The 17,152-nt window shown below is 64.0% G+C and carries 16 protein-coding genes and 2 pseudogenes; 3 read left to right on the plus strand and 15 right to left on the minus strand.

Features of this window, described 5'->3' with window-relative positions; translation table 11 throughout:
- Nucleotides 1–3 precede the first annotated feature (3 nt).
- The 7 genes from EZ313_RS17170 to EZ313_RS17200 form a co-directional block, all read right to left on the minus strand.
- Entirely contained in the window at nt 4–1,119 is a 1,116-nt protein-coding gene (locus tag EZ313_RS17170) for a thiolase family protein (protein WP_240788689.1), read from the minus strand.
- A 34-nt stretch (nt 1,120–1,153) separates the two neighbouring features.
- Nucleotides 1,154–1,555: a Zn-ribbon domain-containing OB-fold protein gene (locus tag EZ313_RS17175; RefSeq protein WP_205960419.1), complete on the minus strand. Its 402-nt coding sequence runs from the start codon at nt 1,553–1,555 to the stop codon at nt 1,154–1,156.
- Between the two features lie 20 nt (nt 1,556–1,575).
- Complete coding sequence (locus EZ313_RS17180; RefSeq protein ID WP_135264483.1) at nt 1,576–2,748, minus strand: CaiB/BaiF CoA transferase family protein; 1,173 nt, start codon at nt 2,746–2,748, stop codon at nt 1,576–1,578.
- Nucleotides 2,749–3,086: 338 nt separating this feature from the next.
- Nucleotides 3,087–3,872 (minus strand): IclR family transcriptional regulator, encoded by a 786-nt coding sequence (locus tag EZ313_RS17185; protein ID WP_135264484.1) that lies wholly within the window; start codon nt 3,870–3,872, stop codon nt 3,087–3,089.
- 306 nt (nt 3,873–4,178) lie between these two features.
- On the minus strand, nt 4,179–4,952 hold the full coding sequence (locus EZ313_RS17190; RefSeq protein ID WP_135264485.1) for an alpha/beta fold hydrolase: 774 nt from the start codon (nt 4,950–4,952) through the stop codon (nt 4,179–4,181).
- A gap of 113 nt (nt 4,953–5,065) precedes the next feature.
- A complete protein-coding gene (locus EZ313_RS17195) occupies nt 5,066–5,860 on the minus strand; it encodes an alpha/beta fold hydrolase (RefSeq protein WP_135264486.1) in 795 nt (264 codons plus the stop codon).
- On the minus strand, nt 5,857–6,144 hold the full coding sequence (locus tag EZ313_RS17200; RefSeq protein ID WP_135264487.1) for a hypothetical protein: 288 nt from the start codon (nt 6,142–6,144) through the stop codon (nt 5,857–5,859). The genes EZ313_RS17195 and EZ313_RS17200 overlap by 4 nt, the downstream gene beginning before the upstream one ends.
- A 224-nt stretch (nt 6,145–6,368) precedes the next feature.
- On the opposite strand from EZ313_RS17200, the gene EZ313_RS17205 reads away from it, so the two are divergent.
- Nucleotides 6,369–7,346 (plus strand): Bug family tripartite tricarboxylate transporter substrate binding protein, encoded by a 978-nt coding sequence (locus EZ313_RS17205; protein WP_167772633.1) that lies wholly within the window; start codon nt 6,369–6,371, stop codon nt 7,344–7,346.
- A gap of 14 nt (nt 7,347–7,360) precedes the next feature.
- Complete coding sequence (locus EZ313_RS17210; protein ID WP_167772634.1) at nt 7,361–8,140, plus strand: enoyl-CoA hydratase/isomerase family protein; 780 nt, start codon at nt 7,361–7,363, stop codon at nt 8,138–8,140.
- 160 nt (nt 8,141–8,300) lie between these two features.
- On the opposite strand, the gene EZ313_RS23330 is transcribed toward EZ313_RS17210, so the two are convergent.
- Together EZ313_RS23330 and EZ313_RS17215 are read right to left on the minus strand one after the other, a co-directional pair.
- Nucleotides 8,301–8,462, minus strand: a complete 162-nt coding sequence (locus EZ313_RS23330) for a hypothetical protein (RefSeq protein WP_167772635.1) — start codon at nt 8,460–8,462, stop codon at nt 8,301–8,303.
- 55 nt (nt 8,463–8,517) lie between these two features.
- Nucleotides 8,518–8,771, minus strand: a pseudogene (locus EZ313_RS17215) (aldehyde dehydrogenase family protein); the annotation flags it as partial.
- Between the two features lie 364 nt (nt 8,772–9,135).
- On the opposite strand from EZ313_RS17215, the gene EZ313_RS17225 reads away from it, so the two are divergent.
- Nucleotides 9,136–9,363 carry a hypothetical protein gene (locus tag EZ313_RS17225; protein WP_135264490.1) on the plus strand — a complete coding sequence of 76 codons (228 nt, stop codon included), beginning with the start codon at nt 9,136–9,138 and terminating at the stop codon, nt 9,361–9,363.
- 200 nt (nt 9,364–9,563) lie between these two features.
- On the opposite strand, the pseudogene EZ313_RS23790 reads toward EZ313_RS17225, so the two are convergent.
- The 6 genes and pseudogenes from EZ313_RS23790 to EZ313_RS17255 all read right to left on the minus strand — a co-directional run.
- A pseudogene (locus tag EZ313_RS23790) lies at nt 9,564–9,632 on the minus strand (glutathione S-transferase); the annotation flags it as partial.
- A 14-nt stretch (nt 9,633–9,646) separates the two neighbouring features.
- Nucleotides 9,647–10,831 carry an acetyl-CoA C-acyltransferase family protein gene (locus tag EZ313_RS17235; protein ID WP_135264491.1) on the minus strand — a complete coding sequence of 395 codons (1,185 nt, stop codon included), beginning with the start codon at nt 10,829–10,831 and terminating at the stop codon, nt 9,647–9,649.
- Nucleotides 10,828–14,334 carry an indolepyruvate ferredoxin oxidoreductase family protein gene (locus tag EZ313_RS17240; protein WP_135264492.1) on the minus strand — a complete coding sequence of 1,169 codons (3,507 nt, stop codon included), beginning with the start codon at nt 14,332–14,334 and terminating at the stop codon, nt 10,828–10,830. The genes EZ313_RS17235 and EZ313_RS17240 overlap by 4 nt, the downstream gene beginning before the upstream one ends.
- A 40-nt stretch (nt 14,335–14,374) precedes the next feature.
- Nucleotides 14,375–15,364, minus strand: a complete 990-nt coding sequence (locus EZ313_RS17245; RefSeq protein ID WP_135264493.1) for a Bug family tripartite tricarboxylate transporter substrate binding protein — start codon at nt 15,362–15,364, stop codon at nt 14,375–14,377.
- A gap of 112 nt (nt 15,365–15,476) precedes the next feature.
- Nucleotides 15,477–16,364 carry a LysR family transcriptional regulator gene (locus tag EZ313_RS17250; protein WP_135264494.1) on the minus strand — a complete coding sequence of 296 codons (888 nt, stop codon included), beginning with the start codon at nt 16,362–16,364 and terminating at the stop codon, nt 15,477–15,479.
- Nucleotides 16,365–16,416: 52 nt separating this feature from the next.
- The gene (locus tag EZ313_RS17255; RefSeq protein WP_135264495.1) at nt 16,417–17,130 is read right to left on the minus strand and encodes a Crp/Fnr family transcriptional regulator; all 714 of its coding nucleotides are present in this window, start codon (nt 17,128–17,130) and stop codon (nt 16,417–16,419) included.
- Nucleotides 17,131–17,152: the final 22 nt, after the last annotated feature.

Below are 17,152 nucleotides of genomic sequence, written 5' to 3' on the forward strand. Positions count from 1 at the left end.
GGTTCAACGCTTGAGCAGCGTCACGGCACAGGCGCCGTGTTCGAAGTTCGAGACGCCGCCGCCGGTGACGTGAGCCAACCCGACGCGAGCGCCTTCAACCTGGTGGGCACCGCTGCGGCCTTGCAGTTGGCGAGTGATCTCGGCGATCTGTGCGACACCGCTGGCGGCGACCGGGTGGCCGCGCGAGATGAGTCCGCCCGATGGGTTGACGACTTGACGGCCGCCCAGTGAAGTCGCGCCGCTGCGCAGCAACGCCAGCGCGTCGCCGGGTCTGCAGAACTGGAAGGCTTCGTAGTACATCAGCTCTGCCGCGGCGAAGGAGTCATGGATTTCGGCGACGTGGATGTCCGTCGGCGAAACGCCGGTGAGTTCGTAGATGTCTCTGGCTGATTTCGACGACACATGCGAAGTCGTCATCGAATAGGGCCCGGGCTCGTACTCGCCGGAGTGCAGGACCGTGCCGGCCACCTGCACGGGGGGCCGGCCGCCAGCGAATTCCTTCATCAGGCTCTCGGAGCCGAGCACCACCGCCGCGGCACCATCGCCGGTGGGGCAGCAATGGAGCAGCCGGAACGGGTCCGCGACCTCGCGGGACGCGTTCACTTCTTCCAGCGTCACCGGCTTCTGGAATTGCGCCAGCGGATTGCGGGCACCATGGGCGCGAGCCTTCACTGTCACTTCGGAAAAGTCGGCCGCCTTCAGGCCGTGCTCGTGCATGTAGCGCCGGGCGCGCATCGCATAGAGCACGGGCATCGTGAGCCCGTTGATGGCATCCCAGTCTTCGCGGTTGAGAGGGAGGGCTCCCCGGCCCAGTTTGGTCAGCATGTCGACGCCCACGATGACCGCGGCCTCGCACCGGCCTTCGGCAATGCGCGCGGCCGCTTCGTGGACACCTACTGCGCTGCTCGAGCAGGCGTCCTCGACGTTGATGATCGGGATTCCGGTGAGCCCGAGTTGCCCCAGGATCTGCTGACCCATCATCGAGCCGCCAAAGACGGAGGAGGAATATGCGACATCGATTCGCTCGCGCGACAAGCCGCTTTCCTTGAGCGCCTCCAGCACTGCGGGGACGGCGAACTGCTTGTGGGTGAGTTCGGGGTACTTGCCGAACTTGCGCAATCCGGTGCCGAGGACGTAGACAGGGCGATTCATCTCAGGCTCCTTGCCTGGCGGTCAGGTCGAACACGAAGCACGGGCCGCTACCCGGCGCACGCACGGCCGACAAGGTCACCGGCACCCCACAAACGGGGGCCTGCTTTGTGTTGAGCAGGCCGAAGACGCGCACGTTCTCGGGCAGATCGACATAGCCGACGTATTGCAGCGCATCAGCGCTGCCAATGGTGGTGTAGCTGTACAGCACTCCCTGTGAGGAGAGGTCCTGCAATTCCGCCTTTTCGGACCAGCACTTCGGGCACACGTCGGCGGGCGGAAAGTTGTTGAAGCCACAGGCCTGGCAGTGCGAGCATGCGTACGCCGGCCGCTGAGGTGCGCCGGCATCCACCCGCGCGACGGAAGCTTTAGGAGGAGTGGGTTGCTGCATGGCAATCGGTGACATTGAATTGCGTGGCGTGCGGCTCAGGCGACGGCCTGCTTGAGGCGAGCGAGGATTTCCCCGTTGTGTTCACCCAGCCGCGGGGGGAAGGAGTGGACGGTGCGACCCGGGGGATTGAACTTCATGGGGTCGCCGGCGACTTCGAGCCGCTGGTCGGGAGAGGGGCCATGGAGCTTCAGGCGCATGCCACGGTGCAGCACTTGCGGGTTGTTGAACACGGCTTCGAGGTCGTCGACGGCAGCGGCGGGCACCTCGGCTGCCACCAGCCGCTCAATGAGATCGCCCGAAGAAGAACGGGCGAACTCGGTGTTCAGCAGATTGATCAGGGTCTCACGGTTCTTGTAGCGGCTCTTCCCGTCCTTGAAGCGGGGGTCGTTCGCGAGGTCACCCAGGCCCAGCACCCGCACAAGGCCGCGGAACATGTTCTCGGTGTTGGCCGTGACTGCGATGACCTTGCCGTCGCCGGCCCGGAAACACCGATAGCTTGGAATGAAGTCGTGAGCGCTGCCCTGAAGGCCGGGCACCTCGCCGCCCTGGAGGTAGCTGGCAGCCTGGTAGGTCAGCAAGGCGACCTGCACATCGAGCATGGACACTTCCACGTCGCGGCCGACACCCGTGCGGCGCGCTTCCAGCAGGGAGGACAGCAGGCCGATCACGGCGTACAGACCGGCACAGAGGTCGCCAATGGGGACACCGGCGCGGACCGGCTCGCGGCCGGGTTCGCCCGTCATGCTCATGACGCCCGACATCGCCTGCACGATCATGTCGTAGGCGGGCCGATCCCTCAGCGGGCCGTCCTGGCCAAAGCCGGAAATGCTCGCCCAGACCAGGGAGGGCTTGCGCGCCCGCTCCGTGGCAGCGTTGATCCCCAGGTGCGCCAGCTTTCCGGGTCGGAAGTTCTCCACCACGGCGTCGGCCTCACCGATCAACTGGCGAGCGATCGCGAGACCTTCGGGAGTCCGCATGTCCAGCATCAGCGACTTCTTGTTCCGATTGGTGCTGCCGAAGTACGTGCTGGAGCCGTCCACGAATCGAGGGGGCACGGAGCGCGACATGTCACCATCGGGCGCTTCCACCTTGATCACCTCGGCGCCGAGGTCACCCAGGATCTGCGTGGCGAAGGGGCCGGAGAGGAAGAGCGTGAAATCGACGATGCGCACGCCGGCGAGCGGGCCGACGGAAGGGGAAGCAGTCATTTGGCGTATCCCGCTTAACGGGACGTGATTTCGTTTAGCAGATTCGATTCTCGTAACAACGTCTCGTGTTGTCAAGCACGCGCGCTCGCGCCGCCTGTTTGGCGTTTGCGGATGAACAAGCTGAAGTACGGGGCCTGAAGTCGCACAGCCGCCAACGGCGATAGCGGGCGGGGCGCAAATTCAGGCTGTGTTCGGGAGCGGAGAAGACGCAGGCTTCCCCCCGCGCAGAGACTCGAGCGCTCTTTTCAGCTCGTAACGGTGCTCAGTTGACAACGCCGGCCGCAGGTGCCGCGCTGCCCTATCCGCCGCTGCTTGACCGAGCGGGTTGTAAGGCGCGCTCAGCCTCCGGACGGCACATGGCCCAGGGTCGCGCTCAGCTTCCTGGCCTGCTCCATGAGGACGTGGGCCATCTTCGATTCCCTGCTTTCGACAAAGCGCGACTCCGGCATGGTGATGCACAGCGAGCCAACCACCGCTCCCTGCGACCTGAAGATTGGCGTTCCCATACCGACGGCGCCGAGTGCGCGCTGCCCCTTCGAAACCGCGTATCCGCGCTCGCGGATGAGGGCAAGCTCGCGCCGAATGGTGCGGTTGTCCTGCATCGGCCGCCCCGTGATCGGCGACACCTCCTGCTTCGCGAGCACCTCGTCGACCACCTCGGCTGGAAGGAAGGCCAGCATGGAGCGGCCCAGGGCTCCATACGCCAGTGAACTCATCTTGTAGAGCTCCTGTTCGATGCGCAGCGGATGGTGTCCGTAAATCGCCTTCACGATCATCGCCTTCTGCTCTGCCGGCACGTACAGGTTCAGCACGCTGGTCTCACCGGTGCCATCCGCGACCCGCTGCATGAACCCTTCAGCGACTGTAGTCACCTCGGTGCGGGACACGATGAGCCCCCCCAGGCGGAGGAATTCCAGCCCGGCCCGGTAGGTGCCGGCGCGCGAACCGCGGTCCGCCAGACCGGTATTCACAAGCAACACCAACAGGCGGTGGGTTGTCGAAGTGGGCAGCCTCATTCGTTGAGCCACCTCCGCCACCGAGCTGTCGCCATTGGACTCCGCCAGCACCTTCAGCAACAGGGCAACACGATCGACCGTGCCTGTGGATGTGACTTCACTGCTCATGTTGCTGCCGCTTCCTCCGCATGGTCTTGAAACTACACTGGCCGTGTGAAGCGAGTTGACGCGGCCCGGAGCCAGCCGATGAACATGCTCCCGTTGATCGGTATAGTATCCCGATAGAGGGATTCTTCAAACACAGCGCGATCCAGGACCTCCCCGGTTGATCAAGGCGGCAAAGTCGAAATCGCTGAACCATGGAAGTGCGGGCATTGCCTGCCGGGGCACCTGTCGGAGGCGTGACTGCAGTGCGGCGTGCACCGGTTCGCGCTGCATCCCGGTCGCGAATGGCGGCGAGCCATCTTCAAGCTCTTAGGGACGCCAGTGCGACAGTAGCAGGTCGGCCACATCCGAAGCATCCGACATCGTGAGCTGGTGGGGAGCGCCGGCTACGAGTGCCACGGGTTCCGGCACGGCAGCATCGGCTCTCAAGGCCTCCACGACTTGCGGCGTCGCCGACACATCCAGCTCGCCCGCCACACAAAGACCGGGCACTTCCCCAGGGAGCGGGCCCGGTGCGGGGTAGGTCGCAAGCGCGCGCCAAGCCGCCGCCCACGCGGCCGGCTCCATGCGCAGCAGGCAGGCGCGCGCGTAGCGCACGAAGGTGTCGTCCGCAGCGATCGACGCAGCTGAGAACCATCGCTGGAGCGTCGCATCGACCACTGCCGCCATCCCTCCCTGCAGCGCCGGCTCGCCACGCTCAGCCAGCGCCGGGACTGCGGACGGCCCCCCGGCAACGAGGGTTACGCTGCGCCATCGCGCTGGGTCGCGTGCGGCCGCCAGGCGCGCCACCGACGCGCCCATGGATGTGCCGAGCAGGTGCGCACGGTCAATCTGCAGCGACTGCAGCAGATTGACCACGTCCGCCGCCATGCCCGGCAACGTGATCTCGCCAGGTTGTGAACGCGCACTGCCGTGGCCCCGAAGATCAGGTGCGATGACCTGCACGTTTGCGCGAGACAGCAGGGCTTCGGCCAGCCAGCGGAAGGAGCCGCCGTCGAGGCCGAGCGAGTGCAGCATCACGAACGCGGGCGCAGCGGGCGCGCCCCAACGCCACACCGGCGCGGTCGCTTCGGCTGGCGTCATCCGGCCACCCGGAACCGAGCCAGGTCGAGGAGCGTGATGCCGAAAAAAAAGTTTGCCATGAATTGGATCCTTCAAGGGTGATATGCCTTTTGCAACGCGTCGCCGCCTTGCAGCTACGAAGGCCGCGCGCCGCCGCCGGGCCCGCGCGCCAGGAAGTCAAGCACCAGGTGACTGAATGCCTGCGCTTCCTGGAACGGTGGAAAATGGGCAGCGTGGTCGAGTTGGTGGAAAGCGGCGTGCGGTGCGCGTTCCAGATGCGCGTGCACCTGGCGCGCCAGGTCCGGCGTGAAAAGGAGATCATGACGACCCACCGCGACCAGGGTGGGCACCGCCAGTTCGCGCAGTGCCGTGCGCAGGTCCACCCCCACCATGCCCTGGGCGATCCTGGCGTAGCCCAGGGGATCGTGCGCGAGGAACATGCGCGTGTACGCGACGTAGCGTTCGTCCTTCGGCATGTTGGCGAATGCCGTGTCTATGGCCGCAGGAACGAGCGCCTGCATGCCGTGCCGAGTGACGGCCTCGGCTCGCCCGTCGATCACCGCACGCGCGGATTCGTCGATGCTCAAGGTGGGCTCCGAGAGCACGAGCGCTCGCACATGCCGCGGATGGCGATGTGCGTACCAAGTGGCCACCACGGCGCCAATAGCGCACCCGATGGGGATGATCTGACCCAGGCCAAGCTCGGCTCGGACTGCCTCGACGTCGTTCGCATGATCCTCGGGCGTCCAGGGTCGGTCTGGCGGTGGCGACTCGCCTGCCCCGCGCAGGTCGCAGGCGACCACCGCAAACTGCTGCGACCACAAGGTCGCGCACTCGTCCCACATGTGGCGGTTCGCGCCCAGGGCATGGAGCAGCAACAGGGCGGGCCCCTCGCGAAGCCCGCTGACGGAGTAGCGAATAGTGCTCATGCGTCGTCTTCCAGGAAGAGTTCCACGGGGACGTTGAGCGTGAAGAGGGAATATTGCCGCATGCGTTCCGGCCCTTCAAAAATAGTCACGGCGCGTGCGCCATGTCGAAAGCCGAAATGCCGCCACGGGTGACCTGGGGCAGTCCTGCTCATGCGTTTGCTCACCTGATGGGGCGGCTGCGGCTGTTGAGCTGCGGCGTGATTGTTGCCGGCGTCCTTTATCCCGTTTAACGGGCCGCATTTCCACTGATTGGGAATGATATTGGCCCGACGAGCCGCTGTCAACGCTGGTCTTGTCCTACGAAATGGGCGCGGAGGCGGTTCGCGCTTCAAAGGTTTGTCGGCAGAGTAGGCGAATCGCCCCCGCCCGGCCACCAACCTGCGGGGGCGATCGGGGTATCGACTCAAGCCGACGCCCCAACCCTATTAACGAGCTTGACAGCGCCATTGGCGTCGTGTCAATATCTGTCAATCGGGATGCCATCCCGTTTACCGAAATAAGGATCCCGATGTTCAAAACCCGCTTCATCCGTGCCCTCGCCTTGGCCTGCGCGGTATTTCCTCACCTGGGCGCGCAGGCACAAGCATTCCCGGACCGCCCCGTTACGATCGTGGTCGCGTTCGCTGCCGGGTCGCCAGTGGATTTGACAGCTAGAGCGCTTGCCGCCGAGATGTCACTCAACCTGAAGCAGCCGGTCCTTGTCGAAAACCGCGTCGGAGGCAGCCAAATCGTCGCGGCGAGTTCGGTGGCCCGTGCGCCGGCCACCGGGCACACGGTCATGCTTTACGTGCTTCCGTCAGTGACCGCGCCTTCGGCCCAGGCGAACCTTCCTTACAAGGGGATTGCCGACTTCGCGCCGATCGCTCGGGTTTCGACGATTGTTGGCGTCCTGGCGGTTGCCCCGGGCATTCCTGCCAACAACCTGAGGGAGTTCATCGACTTGTTGAAGGCCAATCCTGGCAAGTACTCCTACGGTACGACCGGGGTTGGAAGCGCGATGCATCTCTTCGCTGAGAAGTTTCACGCGGCGATCGGCGGAGCCAAGGCCGTCCACGTGCCGTATCGGTCGGTGCAGCCAGCAATGACGGACATGATGGAAAACCGCCTCGGTTACACCTTCGCCCCGATGAGCGCAATGGAGTACGTCAAAGCCGGGAAGCTGAAGGCAATCGCCCTCCCGACGCTGAGAGCCGACCCTGCGCACCCAAGTATCCCGACGTTCGAGGCTTCCGGATTGAAGGGCTTCGAGGCGATGGTGACCTACGCCCTGGTGACGACGAAAGGCACGCCCCCCGCTGTGCTCGAGCGCCTGAACAGTGCTGCCAACGCCGCTACTGCAACGGAGTCGTTTCAGTCCAGGATGAAGGGTCTGGGCGGCGTCCAGATTCCCCCACCGCTGACCTCCCCCGAGGCCGGAATATTCTTCGCACAGGAAGAGGAGCGATGGAACGCGCTGGTCAAGGCGCAGAACATCGTTTTGGAATGAGCGGCGCCGTCACCATGGACACGACCATCGAAGTGACCCGCGAACATGGGATCGTCACGCTTACGCTGAACGGGGCTCCCACGAACCGGTTGCTGCCTGCAACGCTTGAACACCTGGCTCGAATCGTTGCGGAGCTGGAACGCGACGATGAGTCCCATGTCGTCATCATCACCGGGGCTGGCACCGAGTTCTTCTCTTCGGGCGTTCTCAGCCCCGCCATCCGGGCTGAACTGCCAAAGGAATCCATCGTCGGAATGTTGAGATGGGGCAATCGGCTGTTCGATCACTTGGAAGCCCTGCCGCAGATCGTGATCGCTGCCCTGAATGGCGAAGCACGCGCCGGCGCAGCAGAACTCTCCCTCGCCTGCGACATCCGCCTAGCGGCCGCGCACGCAAAGTTCAGCTTGCCCGAAGCGGAGTGGGGCGGTTTCCCCGGCGGGGGGGCTCCGGTGCGCCTCCCAGCCATTGTGGGTCGCGCGAATGCCCTGCACATCATGTGCGCGACGCCCACCTTGGGAGCCGAGGAGATGAAGTCAATGGGACTCGTCCAAGCCGTCCACCCCTCCGCCGAGCTACTGGCGGAAGCAACGCTGCTTGCAAGGCGGATCGTTGCAAACGGGCCGCTGGCCATTCGGGGGGCCAAACGGATCGTGCATGCGCGGCTCAACACGGGCTTCCACGCGGCACGGCAGCTCTCGGACGAGATGCGGACAGCCGTTGAATACAGCAAGGACGTTGACGAAGCCACAGCTGCGCATGCCCAAGGACGCCCTCCACGCTTCACCGGGCGATAGGCTCCCGTGCGGCCTTGATGACCTCCGGCGGGGGCAGCCGAAGTGTCCTGCACGCCCGCGCCTCCCCTGCAGGCCACGGTCTCTTGCCTGCATGAGGGCTGAGACTCGTCGGGCAGCCTGAATGCCCTGCGGGAGGCTCGTAAACCCATGACCCGACGTCTCAGTCCTTCGGCCGCACCGACATCACGGTCGGCGTCGTCTGGAAAGCGATCTGCTGCCAGCGCGAGTCGCTGAGGACCCAGACCTGCATGACCTGCGAGTCGATGTGGACGTGGTCGCCGGTGGCTTTGCGGACTGCCTGGAGCAGCCGGCGGCCGGTCATCAGCGCAGCGTCTCTGAAGACCCGACCTGCGCGTCGTCGAAGCGCTGCACGTGTTGCCAGCACGTGCAATCTCGCCCACCGCTTCCGACAGGATCTTGCCCTCTTCCCGTGCCAGCAGGTCCCCCAGTTCCTTCTGGCGCGCGAGGATCTCGCTGCCCGCGGCGTCCAGGGGATGTCGAAGCGTTGTTGGGGCGTAGCCAGGCCCCATGCCGGTTGCGCCTGCTTCGCAGCGACGATGGCGTCGCGAGCCTGTGCGGCATCAGCCTCGGCGAACTCGCCCACCACGTCGTGCGTATCAGACGGGTTGATGTTCTAACTGGTGCGAGCGCCTTCTCTCCAGGCACCGCCAATCAGGTTCCTGTACATGTGCTGGGCCTGTGTCATTGCGCTGCCTCGTCCGCGCCGATCGCGGCCACCGCCAGGTACGTCGCAGGTTAGCGGCTCTCGCTGTCTGGGCCGCGGCACGACCTAAGTCGGCACCGCGGGGCGATCGATCTTTGGCTCATGTGCTTTTTCAAGCCATCAACCACACGAGACTGGTGCGGAAGATGCTGGCGCGCTACGCATCAAGCAGCCAGTTCGCCCAAGAGATCGTTCGGGTGGCGTCAAGGCGCCCTTTCGCGTCTCGCGGGAGCTGGTGCGGCACGACCAAGCAACAGGAGACGCCGGTGGCATGATCCCCGCGAATGTCCACAGTCTGCTGACCGTTGTGGTGGTAGACGGTGTTGAAGTTTGCGAGGTACTCGCCGAACCTCTGCCCAATGTGCTCGCGCCCTTTCAGCAGCGGCGTGACCTATACGACCAATACGTTCGCCGTGGCGGCAACTGGCTGATCGCGAAACGCACGTCCCACTTCGTGTGGCGTGACGTGAGGGAGGTCGCGGCCGCTGCCGCGCGCTGATTGCGGACGTACTACATGCAGTGAATGAGGCAGTGCCGGAGCTGGGAGAACGGGTGAACTCTAATCCCGTAACGCTGATGGGTAGCCGGACCGCTACGGTGAGCTTTCCGGCGCCGGAACGGTGGAAACACCTTGAGCTGATGCGGCAACGTTTCGCGATTGCAGGGCACGGCTGTAGCCTTCCCTCCGCTGCAGGCGAAGCCCAGTTCTTCCAGCATCCAGAGCGGACAAAAGGAGCGCGCGCTCACGCAGTGGTACAGAGTGATCACGGGCAACCGAGCGCTCAAACCCGCTCAAAAATTGCCGCAATACCCTGACCTCCACCAATGCACATGGTGGCCAATGCGTACCGCCCTCCAATACGATGGAGCTCATGAATCACTTTGGTTGTGATGATCGCGCCCGTCGCGCCGACTGGATGGCCAAGCGAGATGCCGGACCCGTTGGGGTTCACTTTCGCGACGTCAAATTCCAGGGCCTTGCTCACGGCACAAGCCTGGGCGGCAAATGCCTCGTTCGACTCGATCACGTCCAGGTCATCCACGGTCAACCCCGCGCGTCGAAGGGCTAGGTGAGTCGCGGGGACGGGACCTATTCCCATGAACCTGGGATCCACGCCCGCGTGGGCGTAGCTCACGAGCCGGGCCAGCGGCTTCAAGCCGCCTTCCTCAATACCCTCCTCCGTGGCGAGCACCACCGCGGAAGCGCCGTCATTGAGTCCCGAGGCATTTCCGGCAGTCACCGTGCCGTTCTCCTTGAACGCCGGCTTCATCTTCGCAAGTTGTTCCATGGTCGTGCCGGCGCGCACATGCTCATCGGCATCGAAAACGACGGTGCCCGTTCGACTCTCAAGCGCGATCGGAACGATTTGCGACTTGAACCTTCCCTCTGCAATGGCCCTGGCCGCGCGGGCTTGGCTTTCCACAGCCAGCTCGTCCTGCATCTGGCGCGTCACCGCCGCCCGTTCCGCGACGTTTTCGGCGGTGATGCCCATGTGGATCCGGTGGAAGGGATCGTGCAGGACGCCCAGCATGTAGTCGGTGGTCTGCATGTCCCCCATCCGGCCGCCCCACCTCGCACCGGCCATCACGTACGGGCTCCGGCTCATGGATTCCGCGCCGCCGCCCACGGCAAGGGTTGCTTCGCCCAGCATGAGGGTGTGCGCCGCCGAGATGATGGCCTGCAAACCCGACCCGCAGAGGCGGTTCACGTTGAACGCGGGAGTCAGCTCGGGAACGCCGGAATCCATCGCGGCTACACGTGCCAAGTAGGCGTCCTTTGGCTCGGTGGGAATCACATTTCCCATGACGACGTGGCCGACCCTTGCAGGATCAACCCCGCTCCGATCCAGCGCTGCCTTGACAACCGCCGTCGCCAGTTCCGTGAGCGGGACGTCTTTGAGTGATCCGCCAAAGGTGCCGATGGCCGTCCGCGCCGCCGCCACAACGTAAACGTCTTGGGTTTTCATGTCAGTGCCACTTCAGGGGTTTGCGCCGGATCGACGTCGCTGACGCCGGGCTTGCTCAGTTCATCCAGGAGGTAGGCCTCGCGAATCTGCGCGGCTTTGATGTTCGCCTCTTTGACGTGCCCGTAGCCGCGCATTGTCTGCGGCAACCTGGCGAGTTCGAGGACAGTGGCCACCTGATCCGGCCGCGCGCTCGTGAGCGCTTGGCGAATCTGTGCAACATAGAGCGCGATCAGTGCACGCTCTGTGCGGCGCTCTTCGGTGTACCCAAAGATGTCAAGTGGCGTGCCACGCAGACGCTTGCCCTTCGCCAGCCAACGGAACGCAGTGGCGACCCAGGGTCCGTACGCTTTCTTCAGCAAGCGACCCTTCGCATCCCGCTTGGCCAACAAGGGCGGCGCGAGGTGGAAGTGCAGCTTGTAGTCGCCTTCGAACTCGCGTCCGATGCGGTCAAAGAAGCCGCTTTCGGTGTAGAGACGAGCCACTTCGTACTCGTCTTTGTAGGCCATCAACTTGTAGAGGCTCACTACGATTTCGCGCGCCACGCGCTCCGACCCAAAACGGGTCTTCTCGAGAGCCGCTAGCTCGCGCACGGTCGCCTCGAAGCGCTGCGCGTAACTGTCGCCCTGATAGTCGGTAAGCCGTTTCCGACGATCGGCGAGCAACGCATCAAGGGCAAGCGTTGGCTGCGGCATCAGCATGACCTGCGGTTTGTCCAAGCCAGCGGCGGCGCGCACCTTGTTCACGTCAACCGCCGCCTGCCGTCCCCAAGCGAACGCCGCCTTGTTCATTTCCACCGCCGCACCATTGAGTTCGATGGCGCGCAGCAGCGCCCCGTCCGACAGCGGCACCCTACCGGACTGCCACGCGAACCCAAGCATGAATACGTTGGTGGCCACCGCGTCGCCCATCAATTTGGTGGCGAGCCTGGAGGCATCGACAGTTGCGGTGTACTTCACGCCGGATTTCAGCTGCTCAAGCAGTTCCTGGGGACGCGCCTGCCAATCGAGATTGTTCAGGAAGCTACCTGTCGGCGCCACATCCGTGTTCACCACCGCCGCTGTGCGGTCGGCGCTCGAGGCTGCCATCGCCTCCTTGCCGGCAGCGACCATGAGGTCACAAGCCAGCAGCAAGTCTGCCTGCTTCTGACCGACACGGGCCCCGTAGAGAGCTTCCGGACGCGCTGCAAGGCGCACGTGCGACATCACCGCGCCCCCTTTTTGCGCCAGGCCGGCCATGTCCATGACGATGACGCCCTTTCCTTCGATGTGCGCCGCCATCCCCAGGAGCGCACCGATGGTGACCACGCCGGTGCCGCCGACACCGGTGATCAAGACGTTGTACGGTTGCTCCAATCCTGGAATTTCCGGTTGCGGGAGGCCCGAGGGCGGTGTCGCCTTGCTCTTGAATGCTTTACGCAGTCCACCGCCTTCAACCGTGACGAAGCTCGGACAGAAGCCCTTGACGCAGGAATAGTCCTTGTTGCAGGAACTCTGGTCGATCGTCCGCTTGCGGCCGAGCGGCGTTTCGAGGGGCACGATGGACACGCAATTCGATTGCACACCGCAGTCGCCGCAGCCTTCACAGACTTCCTCATTGATCACGACGCGCTTCGGCGGGTCCACCATCTCCTTCTTCTTGCGGCGGCGGCGCTTCTCGGCCGCGCAGGTCTGCGCATAGACGATCACGGAAACGCCGGGCGTGTCGCGCAGGCGCCGCTGCACGGCATCCAGTTGGTCGCGATGGCTGACTACCGTACCTTCCGGCAGGCCGCCCATGGCCTTCCATGCATCAGGATCATCGGACACCAGATGCACATGCTTGACCCCCTCGGCCGTGACCTGCTGGACGATCTGGATTGCGCTCAATGATCCCTCGACCGGTTGACCGCCCGTCATGGCGACTGCGTCGTTCGCCAGGATCTTGTAGGTGATGTTCACGTTGGCGACGACGGCCGCGCGCAAAGCCAGCGAGCCCGAATGGCTGTATGTGCCGTCCCCAAGGTTCTGGAAGATGTGGCCTTCCGAGGTGAACGGCGCGTGCCCGATCCAGGCTGCCCCTTCGCCGCCCATCTGCGTGATGTTGGCGGTGCTTCGGTCCATCCATATCGCCATGCCATGACAACCGATACCGGCCCCTGCGCGAGAACCCTCTGGCACCTTCGTGGACGTGTTGTGCGGACAACCCGAGCAGAAGAAGGGCAGCCGCTGCGGCAGCGTCGGGTCCAGGGCGGCGGCGCAGCCGGCGTCGGCCAAGACAGCGGTGGCGGACTGTGGCAGTGCACCCGCACCCAGAACCTGCAGCAGGCGTTGGGCAATGACCTTGGCGATGAGCGTGGGCGAGAGCTCGCCATTCGGGGGAAGCAGGAAGCCATTCGGCGAGTGGACCCATTCGCCCTCCCCTTCAGACTTGCCCACCACGCGCGGGCGCGCGTCCGCGGGCGCGTTGTACAGCTGTTCCTTGATCTGCGGCTCGATGACGCCGCGCTTCTCTTCCACGACCAGGATCTCGTCCAGGCCTTGCGCAAACTCCGCTACGCAGTCGGGTTCGAGCGGCCAGGTCATGCCTATTTTGAGCAGGCGCACACCGAGGGACTTCGCACCCGCTTCGTCGATGCCAAGCAGCGAGAGCGCTTCGCGCGTGTCCAGGTAGCTCTTGCCGGTCGCGACGATCCCCAACTTCGCATTGGGAACGGTCCAGTCCTGGCGGTTCAATCCGTTCAGCCGGGCATACGCCAGGACGGCATGGAGCTTGTCGCGGAGCAACCGCTCTTCCTGCTCCATCAGTGGATCCGGCCATCGAATCGACAAGCCGCCCTCAGGGAGCGGGTGGTCGACCGGCACCTTGATGTCGATCGCCATGGGATCGATGTCGAACGACGACGTGGTCTCGATGGTTTCGCTGATCGCCTTGAACCCGATCCAGCAGCCCGAGTAGCGGGACATCGCCCAACCATGCAAGCCGAATTCAAGGAACTCGCGGACACCGGAGGGATTGAGTACCGGCATCGCAGCGGCGATGAATGCCTGTTCACTCTGGTGCGGCAGGGTTGATGACTTGCAGGTGTGGTCGTCACCTGCAATAGCCAGCACGCCGCCAAACTTCGAGGTACCCGCGATGTTGCCGTGCTTGAAAACGTCGCCGCTGCGATCCACGCCCGGCCCCTTCCCGTACCACATGGAAAACACACCGTCGACCGTGGCCTTGGTGTCCATCCCTGCCATCTGCGCACCCCAGACCGAGGTGGCAGCAAGTTCTTCGTTCAGGCCCGGATTGAACTTTATGTTGTGCTTCGCCAGGTACTTATCGGCTTTCCAGAGCTCCTGGTCAACGTATCCCAGCGGAGAGCCGCGGTAGCCAGACACAAAGCCGCCGGTGTTAAGCCCGGCAGCCTCGTCCCTTGCCTTCTGCGCTAAGAGCAAACGAACGAGCGCCTGCGTCCCCGTCATGAAGACACGACCTTTCTCGAGTTCGTACTTGTCGTTGAGTGAAACAGGGGTACTCATGCGTTTGGCTCCGCGAAACTTCGTTCTGGTGGGATTGATATCAGTCGGCAACGGCACCGGAGCGCTTCACCAGCTTCTTGTGCTTTTCCAGCTCGCTTTCGAAGAAGGGCCGCGTCTGCTCGGGCGTGGTCGCCGTGAGCGTGAGGCCCTGGGCCTGGAAGCTGTCCTGGACCTCCTTGTGGGCCATGGTTTCCTTGATCCTCCGGAACGCGTCGGCTACCAGGGGTGCCGGCATGCCGGCCGGCCCGATGACCGCGATCCAGGCGTCGAACTCGAAGCCAGGGAGGCCAGTCTCGGCCAGTGTCGGCACGTCGGGGTGCGCCGCATTCCTCTTCGCGGTGGTGACGGCGATGGCGCGCAGCTTGCCGGACTTGATGTGAGGCGCCGCCACCGCCAACGGCAGCATGCCGAAGTTCACTTGGCCGCCGATGATGTCCGTGGTCATGGCTGCGGCGCCCTTGTACGGCACATGCAGGATGTTCACACCGGCCTCGCTTGTGAAGTATTCCGCAGCCAGATGCAGCACAGTCCCGTTGCCCGCCGATCCGTAGGAAAAACCTTTTGGATTGGCCTTCAGCTCGGCGACGAAATCGCGGGTCGTCTTCGCCTTCACTGTGTCTGGGTTCACCACCAACACCACGGCGGAGGACGCGATCACGGAGATCGGCGTGATGTCCTTGATAGCGTCGAAGGGCACCTGCTTGTAGATGAAGGGGTTGATGACATGGTTGGAAGACACCATGCCGAGGACCGAACCGTCCTTGGGCGCGCGCACGATCTGTTGCGTTCCGACCATGCCTCCAGATCCCGGCAGGTTCTCGACAATGATTGGCCGCCCGTAGGCAGCGGCCATGCTGTTGGTCATCGCTCGCGCCACTACATCAACCCCCGAGCCTGCCTGATTCGGCACGATAAGGCGTAGCGGCTTGCCATCGGCGGTCTGCGCGCTCACCGGCGAAATAGCACCGGCAAGGCCGAGGAAGGAAATGGCAAGGACGGCCCGCCGGCCGAGAAAGCTAAGGGCGCGCATTGATGTCTCCGGTGTACTAGCTTGAATGCCGGAGACTTTAGGTGCGCAGCCTCTCCACCCTGAAGTGCTCTTGCGTCAGACGGGATATGTCCGAACGCGATACCCGGAGTGTTCAGCTGCGCAAGGATTCGATCATGGCGTCGACCGCCCGGAGCCGGCTCGATTTCTTCAGTGCGAAGACTCGCAATTCCCTGTCTTTCCAGGGCTCGTCGAGGGGCCGGCGGACGAATCGCTTGGTTCCCGCAAGGGCACTTAGAGCGCTTCCCGTCATGATCGCGATGCCCAATCCGACCTCGACCATGCGACAGGCGGCTTCGTAGCTGCTAACACCGACCACGGGGGTATAGGGGACCCTGAGTTTCTCCGCCTGCTCCTGCATGAAGTTGTCACCGGCACCGCCGGTCTGGATGCGAACGATCGGATACTTCACCACTTCCGAGAAGCGAAGGGCCCGTTGCTTGGCCAGAGGGTGGTTCGGAGGCAGGACGACGATGAGCGGGTCGTCGGCGAAGTGCCAGGATTCGATGGCAGGAAGCGGAGCGCTGGACGCCATGCAAACGGCGACGTCGGCGCGGTCATCCAGGCACGCTCGGATGCACTCCGCGGAATTGCGCTCCTGCAGTGCGATTTCAACATTCGGATGCTTCGCTCGAAATGCATGCAGTCGCTCAGGTAGGTACCCCACCACGGAGGACAGGTTCGCAAACAGGCGGACAGTACCCGCGACTTCGCCGCTCAGGGATTGCACCTCTCGCGCAAACGCTTGGATGTCTGCGTTGAGCTTGTCGCCGAGCGCGTAGGCCCGATGTCCAGCCTCCGTCAGGGTGACGCCAAGAGGTGAGCGGCTTAGAAGCTGTACGCCGAGAGCGTGTTCCAGATCCGCGATCCGTCGGCTGAGCGCAGATTGAGCGATGTGTTCGGCCACCGCGGCGCGCTTGATGGAGCCTTCCCGCGCGGCAGCGAGGAACAGCTGAAGACTGAGTGGATCAATGCGGGGCATAGCTATAGCTCGGCTGAAAGCATTGTCAGCCACCGCGGCCTAGGGGATGTTGTCAGCCAGCAGGTTCGTACATCTGCCGTAGCGCTCGGCCATTGCGTACGATGACGCCGCAGGACTCGATACGAATGGTTTCGCCGCGCTCCATCAGCTTCAGCTCCTCATTGACCCTCTGCCGGGAGCAGCCGATCAGGTGGGCCAGTTCCTCCTGCCGGAGACGCAGGGCGATTCGAATTTCGCCGCCACCTTCCTCCGCCGGCTTCCCGTAACAATGCGCGAGCTGGGATAGCTGCTTGGCCAAACGAGCTCGCAACGGCTTGGTCGCCTGATCCTCCACCAGTCGGTAGAGCTGGCGCGTACGTTGCGAGTTGAGGCGCAGGAGCGCGGCGTAAAGCTCGGTGTGGTCTGCCAGGATCGCGTGGAGGTCCTCGCGCCGCACCGACAGCAGCGTCGTTGGGCCGTGTGCCGACGCATCGTAAGGTCGGCCTTTCAGATCGAACATCTCGACCTCACCGAACCAGACACCGGGTTCGACGTAACGAAGCGTCGCTTGCCTTCCCTCGGGTGAGCTCGATCCGATCCGAACCGCTCCGTTCGCCACGGCATTCCAATCTTCAGCGGGAGCGCCACGAAAATAGATGAAATCGCCGTCAGCGTAGTAACGAACGTTCGCGCGCCTCAGGATGTCGTGGCGAAGTGACGCCGAAAGCGACGCGAACCATGGATCGGCATTAATCGCTTCGCGCTCCTGGGTGCTGAGGATCAGCATGGCTCTATCTAGGCGGACGCAA

The sequence above is a fragment of the Ramlibacter henchirensis genome (genome assembly GCF_004682015.1).
Taxonomy (GTDB): domain Bacteria; phylum Pseudomonadota; class Gammaproteobacteria; order Burkholderiales; family Burkholderiaceae_C; genus Ramlibacter; species Ramlibacter henchirensis.

Excerpts from the sequence above, each read along its gene's own strand:
- EZ313_RS23330 (WP_167772635.1), bottom strand. The coding sequence starts at position 8,462 with ATGACCGGCCGCCGGCTGCTCCAGGCAGTCCGCAAAGCCACCGGCGAC.
- EZ313_RS17250 (WP_135264494.1), bottom strand. The coding sequence starts at position 16,364 with ATGCCCCGCATTGATCCACTCAGTCTTCAGCTGTTCCTCGCTGCCGCG.
- EZ313_RS17195 (WP_135264486.1), bottom strand. The coding sequence starts at position 5,860 with ATGAGCACTATTCGCTACTCCGTCAGCGGGCTTCGCGAGGGGCCCGCC.
- EZ313_RS17210 (WP_167772634.1), top strand. The coding sequence starts at position 7,361 with ATGGACACGACCATCGAAGTGACCCGCGAACATGGGATCGTCACGCTT.
- EZ313_RS17245 (WP_135264493.1), bottom strand. The coding sequence starts at position 15,364 with ATGCGCGCCCTTAGCTTTCTCGGCCGGCGGGCCGTCCTTGCCATTTCC.
- EZ313_RS17190 (WP_135264485.1), bottom strand. The coding sequence starts at position 4,952 with ATGACGCCAGCCGAAGCGACCGCGCCGGTGTGGCGTTGGGGCGCGCCC.
- EZ313_RS17235 (WP_135264491.1), bottom strand. The coding sequence starts at position 10,831 with ATGAAAACCCAAGACGTTTACGTTGTGGCGGCGGCGCGGACGGCCATC.
- EZ313_RS17255 (WP_135264495.1), bottom strand. The coding sequence starts at position 17,130 with ATGCTGATCCTCAGCACCCAGGAGCGCGAAGCGATTAATGCCGATCCA.
- EZ313_RS17240 (WP_135264492.1), bottom strand. The coding sequence starts at position 14,334 with ATGAGTACCCCTGTTTCACTCAACGACAAGTACGAACTCGAGAAAGGT.
- EZ313_RS17225 (WP_135264490.1), top strand. The coding sequence starts at position 9,136 with ATGATCCCCGCGAATGTCCACAGTCTGCTGACCGTTGTGGTGGTAGAC.
- EZ313_RS17180 (WP_135264483.1), bottom strand. The coding sequence starts at position 2,748 with ATGACTGCTTCCCCTTCCGTCGGCCCGCTCGCCGGCGTGCGCATCGTC.
- EZ313_RS17185 (WP_135264484.1), bottom strand. The coding sequence starts at position 3,872 with ATGAGCAGTGAAGTCACATCCACAGGCACGGTCGATCGTGTTGCCCTG.
- EZ313_RS17205 (WP_167772633.1), top strand. The coding sequence starts at position 6,369 with ATGTTCAAAACCCGCTTCATCCGTGCCCTCGCCTTGGCCTGCGCGGTA.
- EZ313_RS17175 (WP_205960419.1), bottom strand. The coding sequence starts at position 1,555 with ATGTCACCGATTGCCATGCAGCAACCCACTCCTCCTAAAGCTTCCGTC.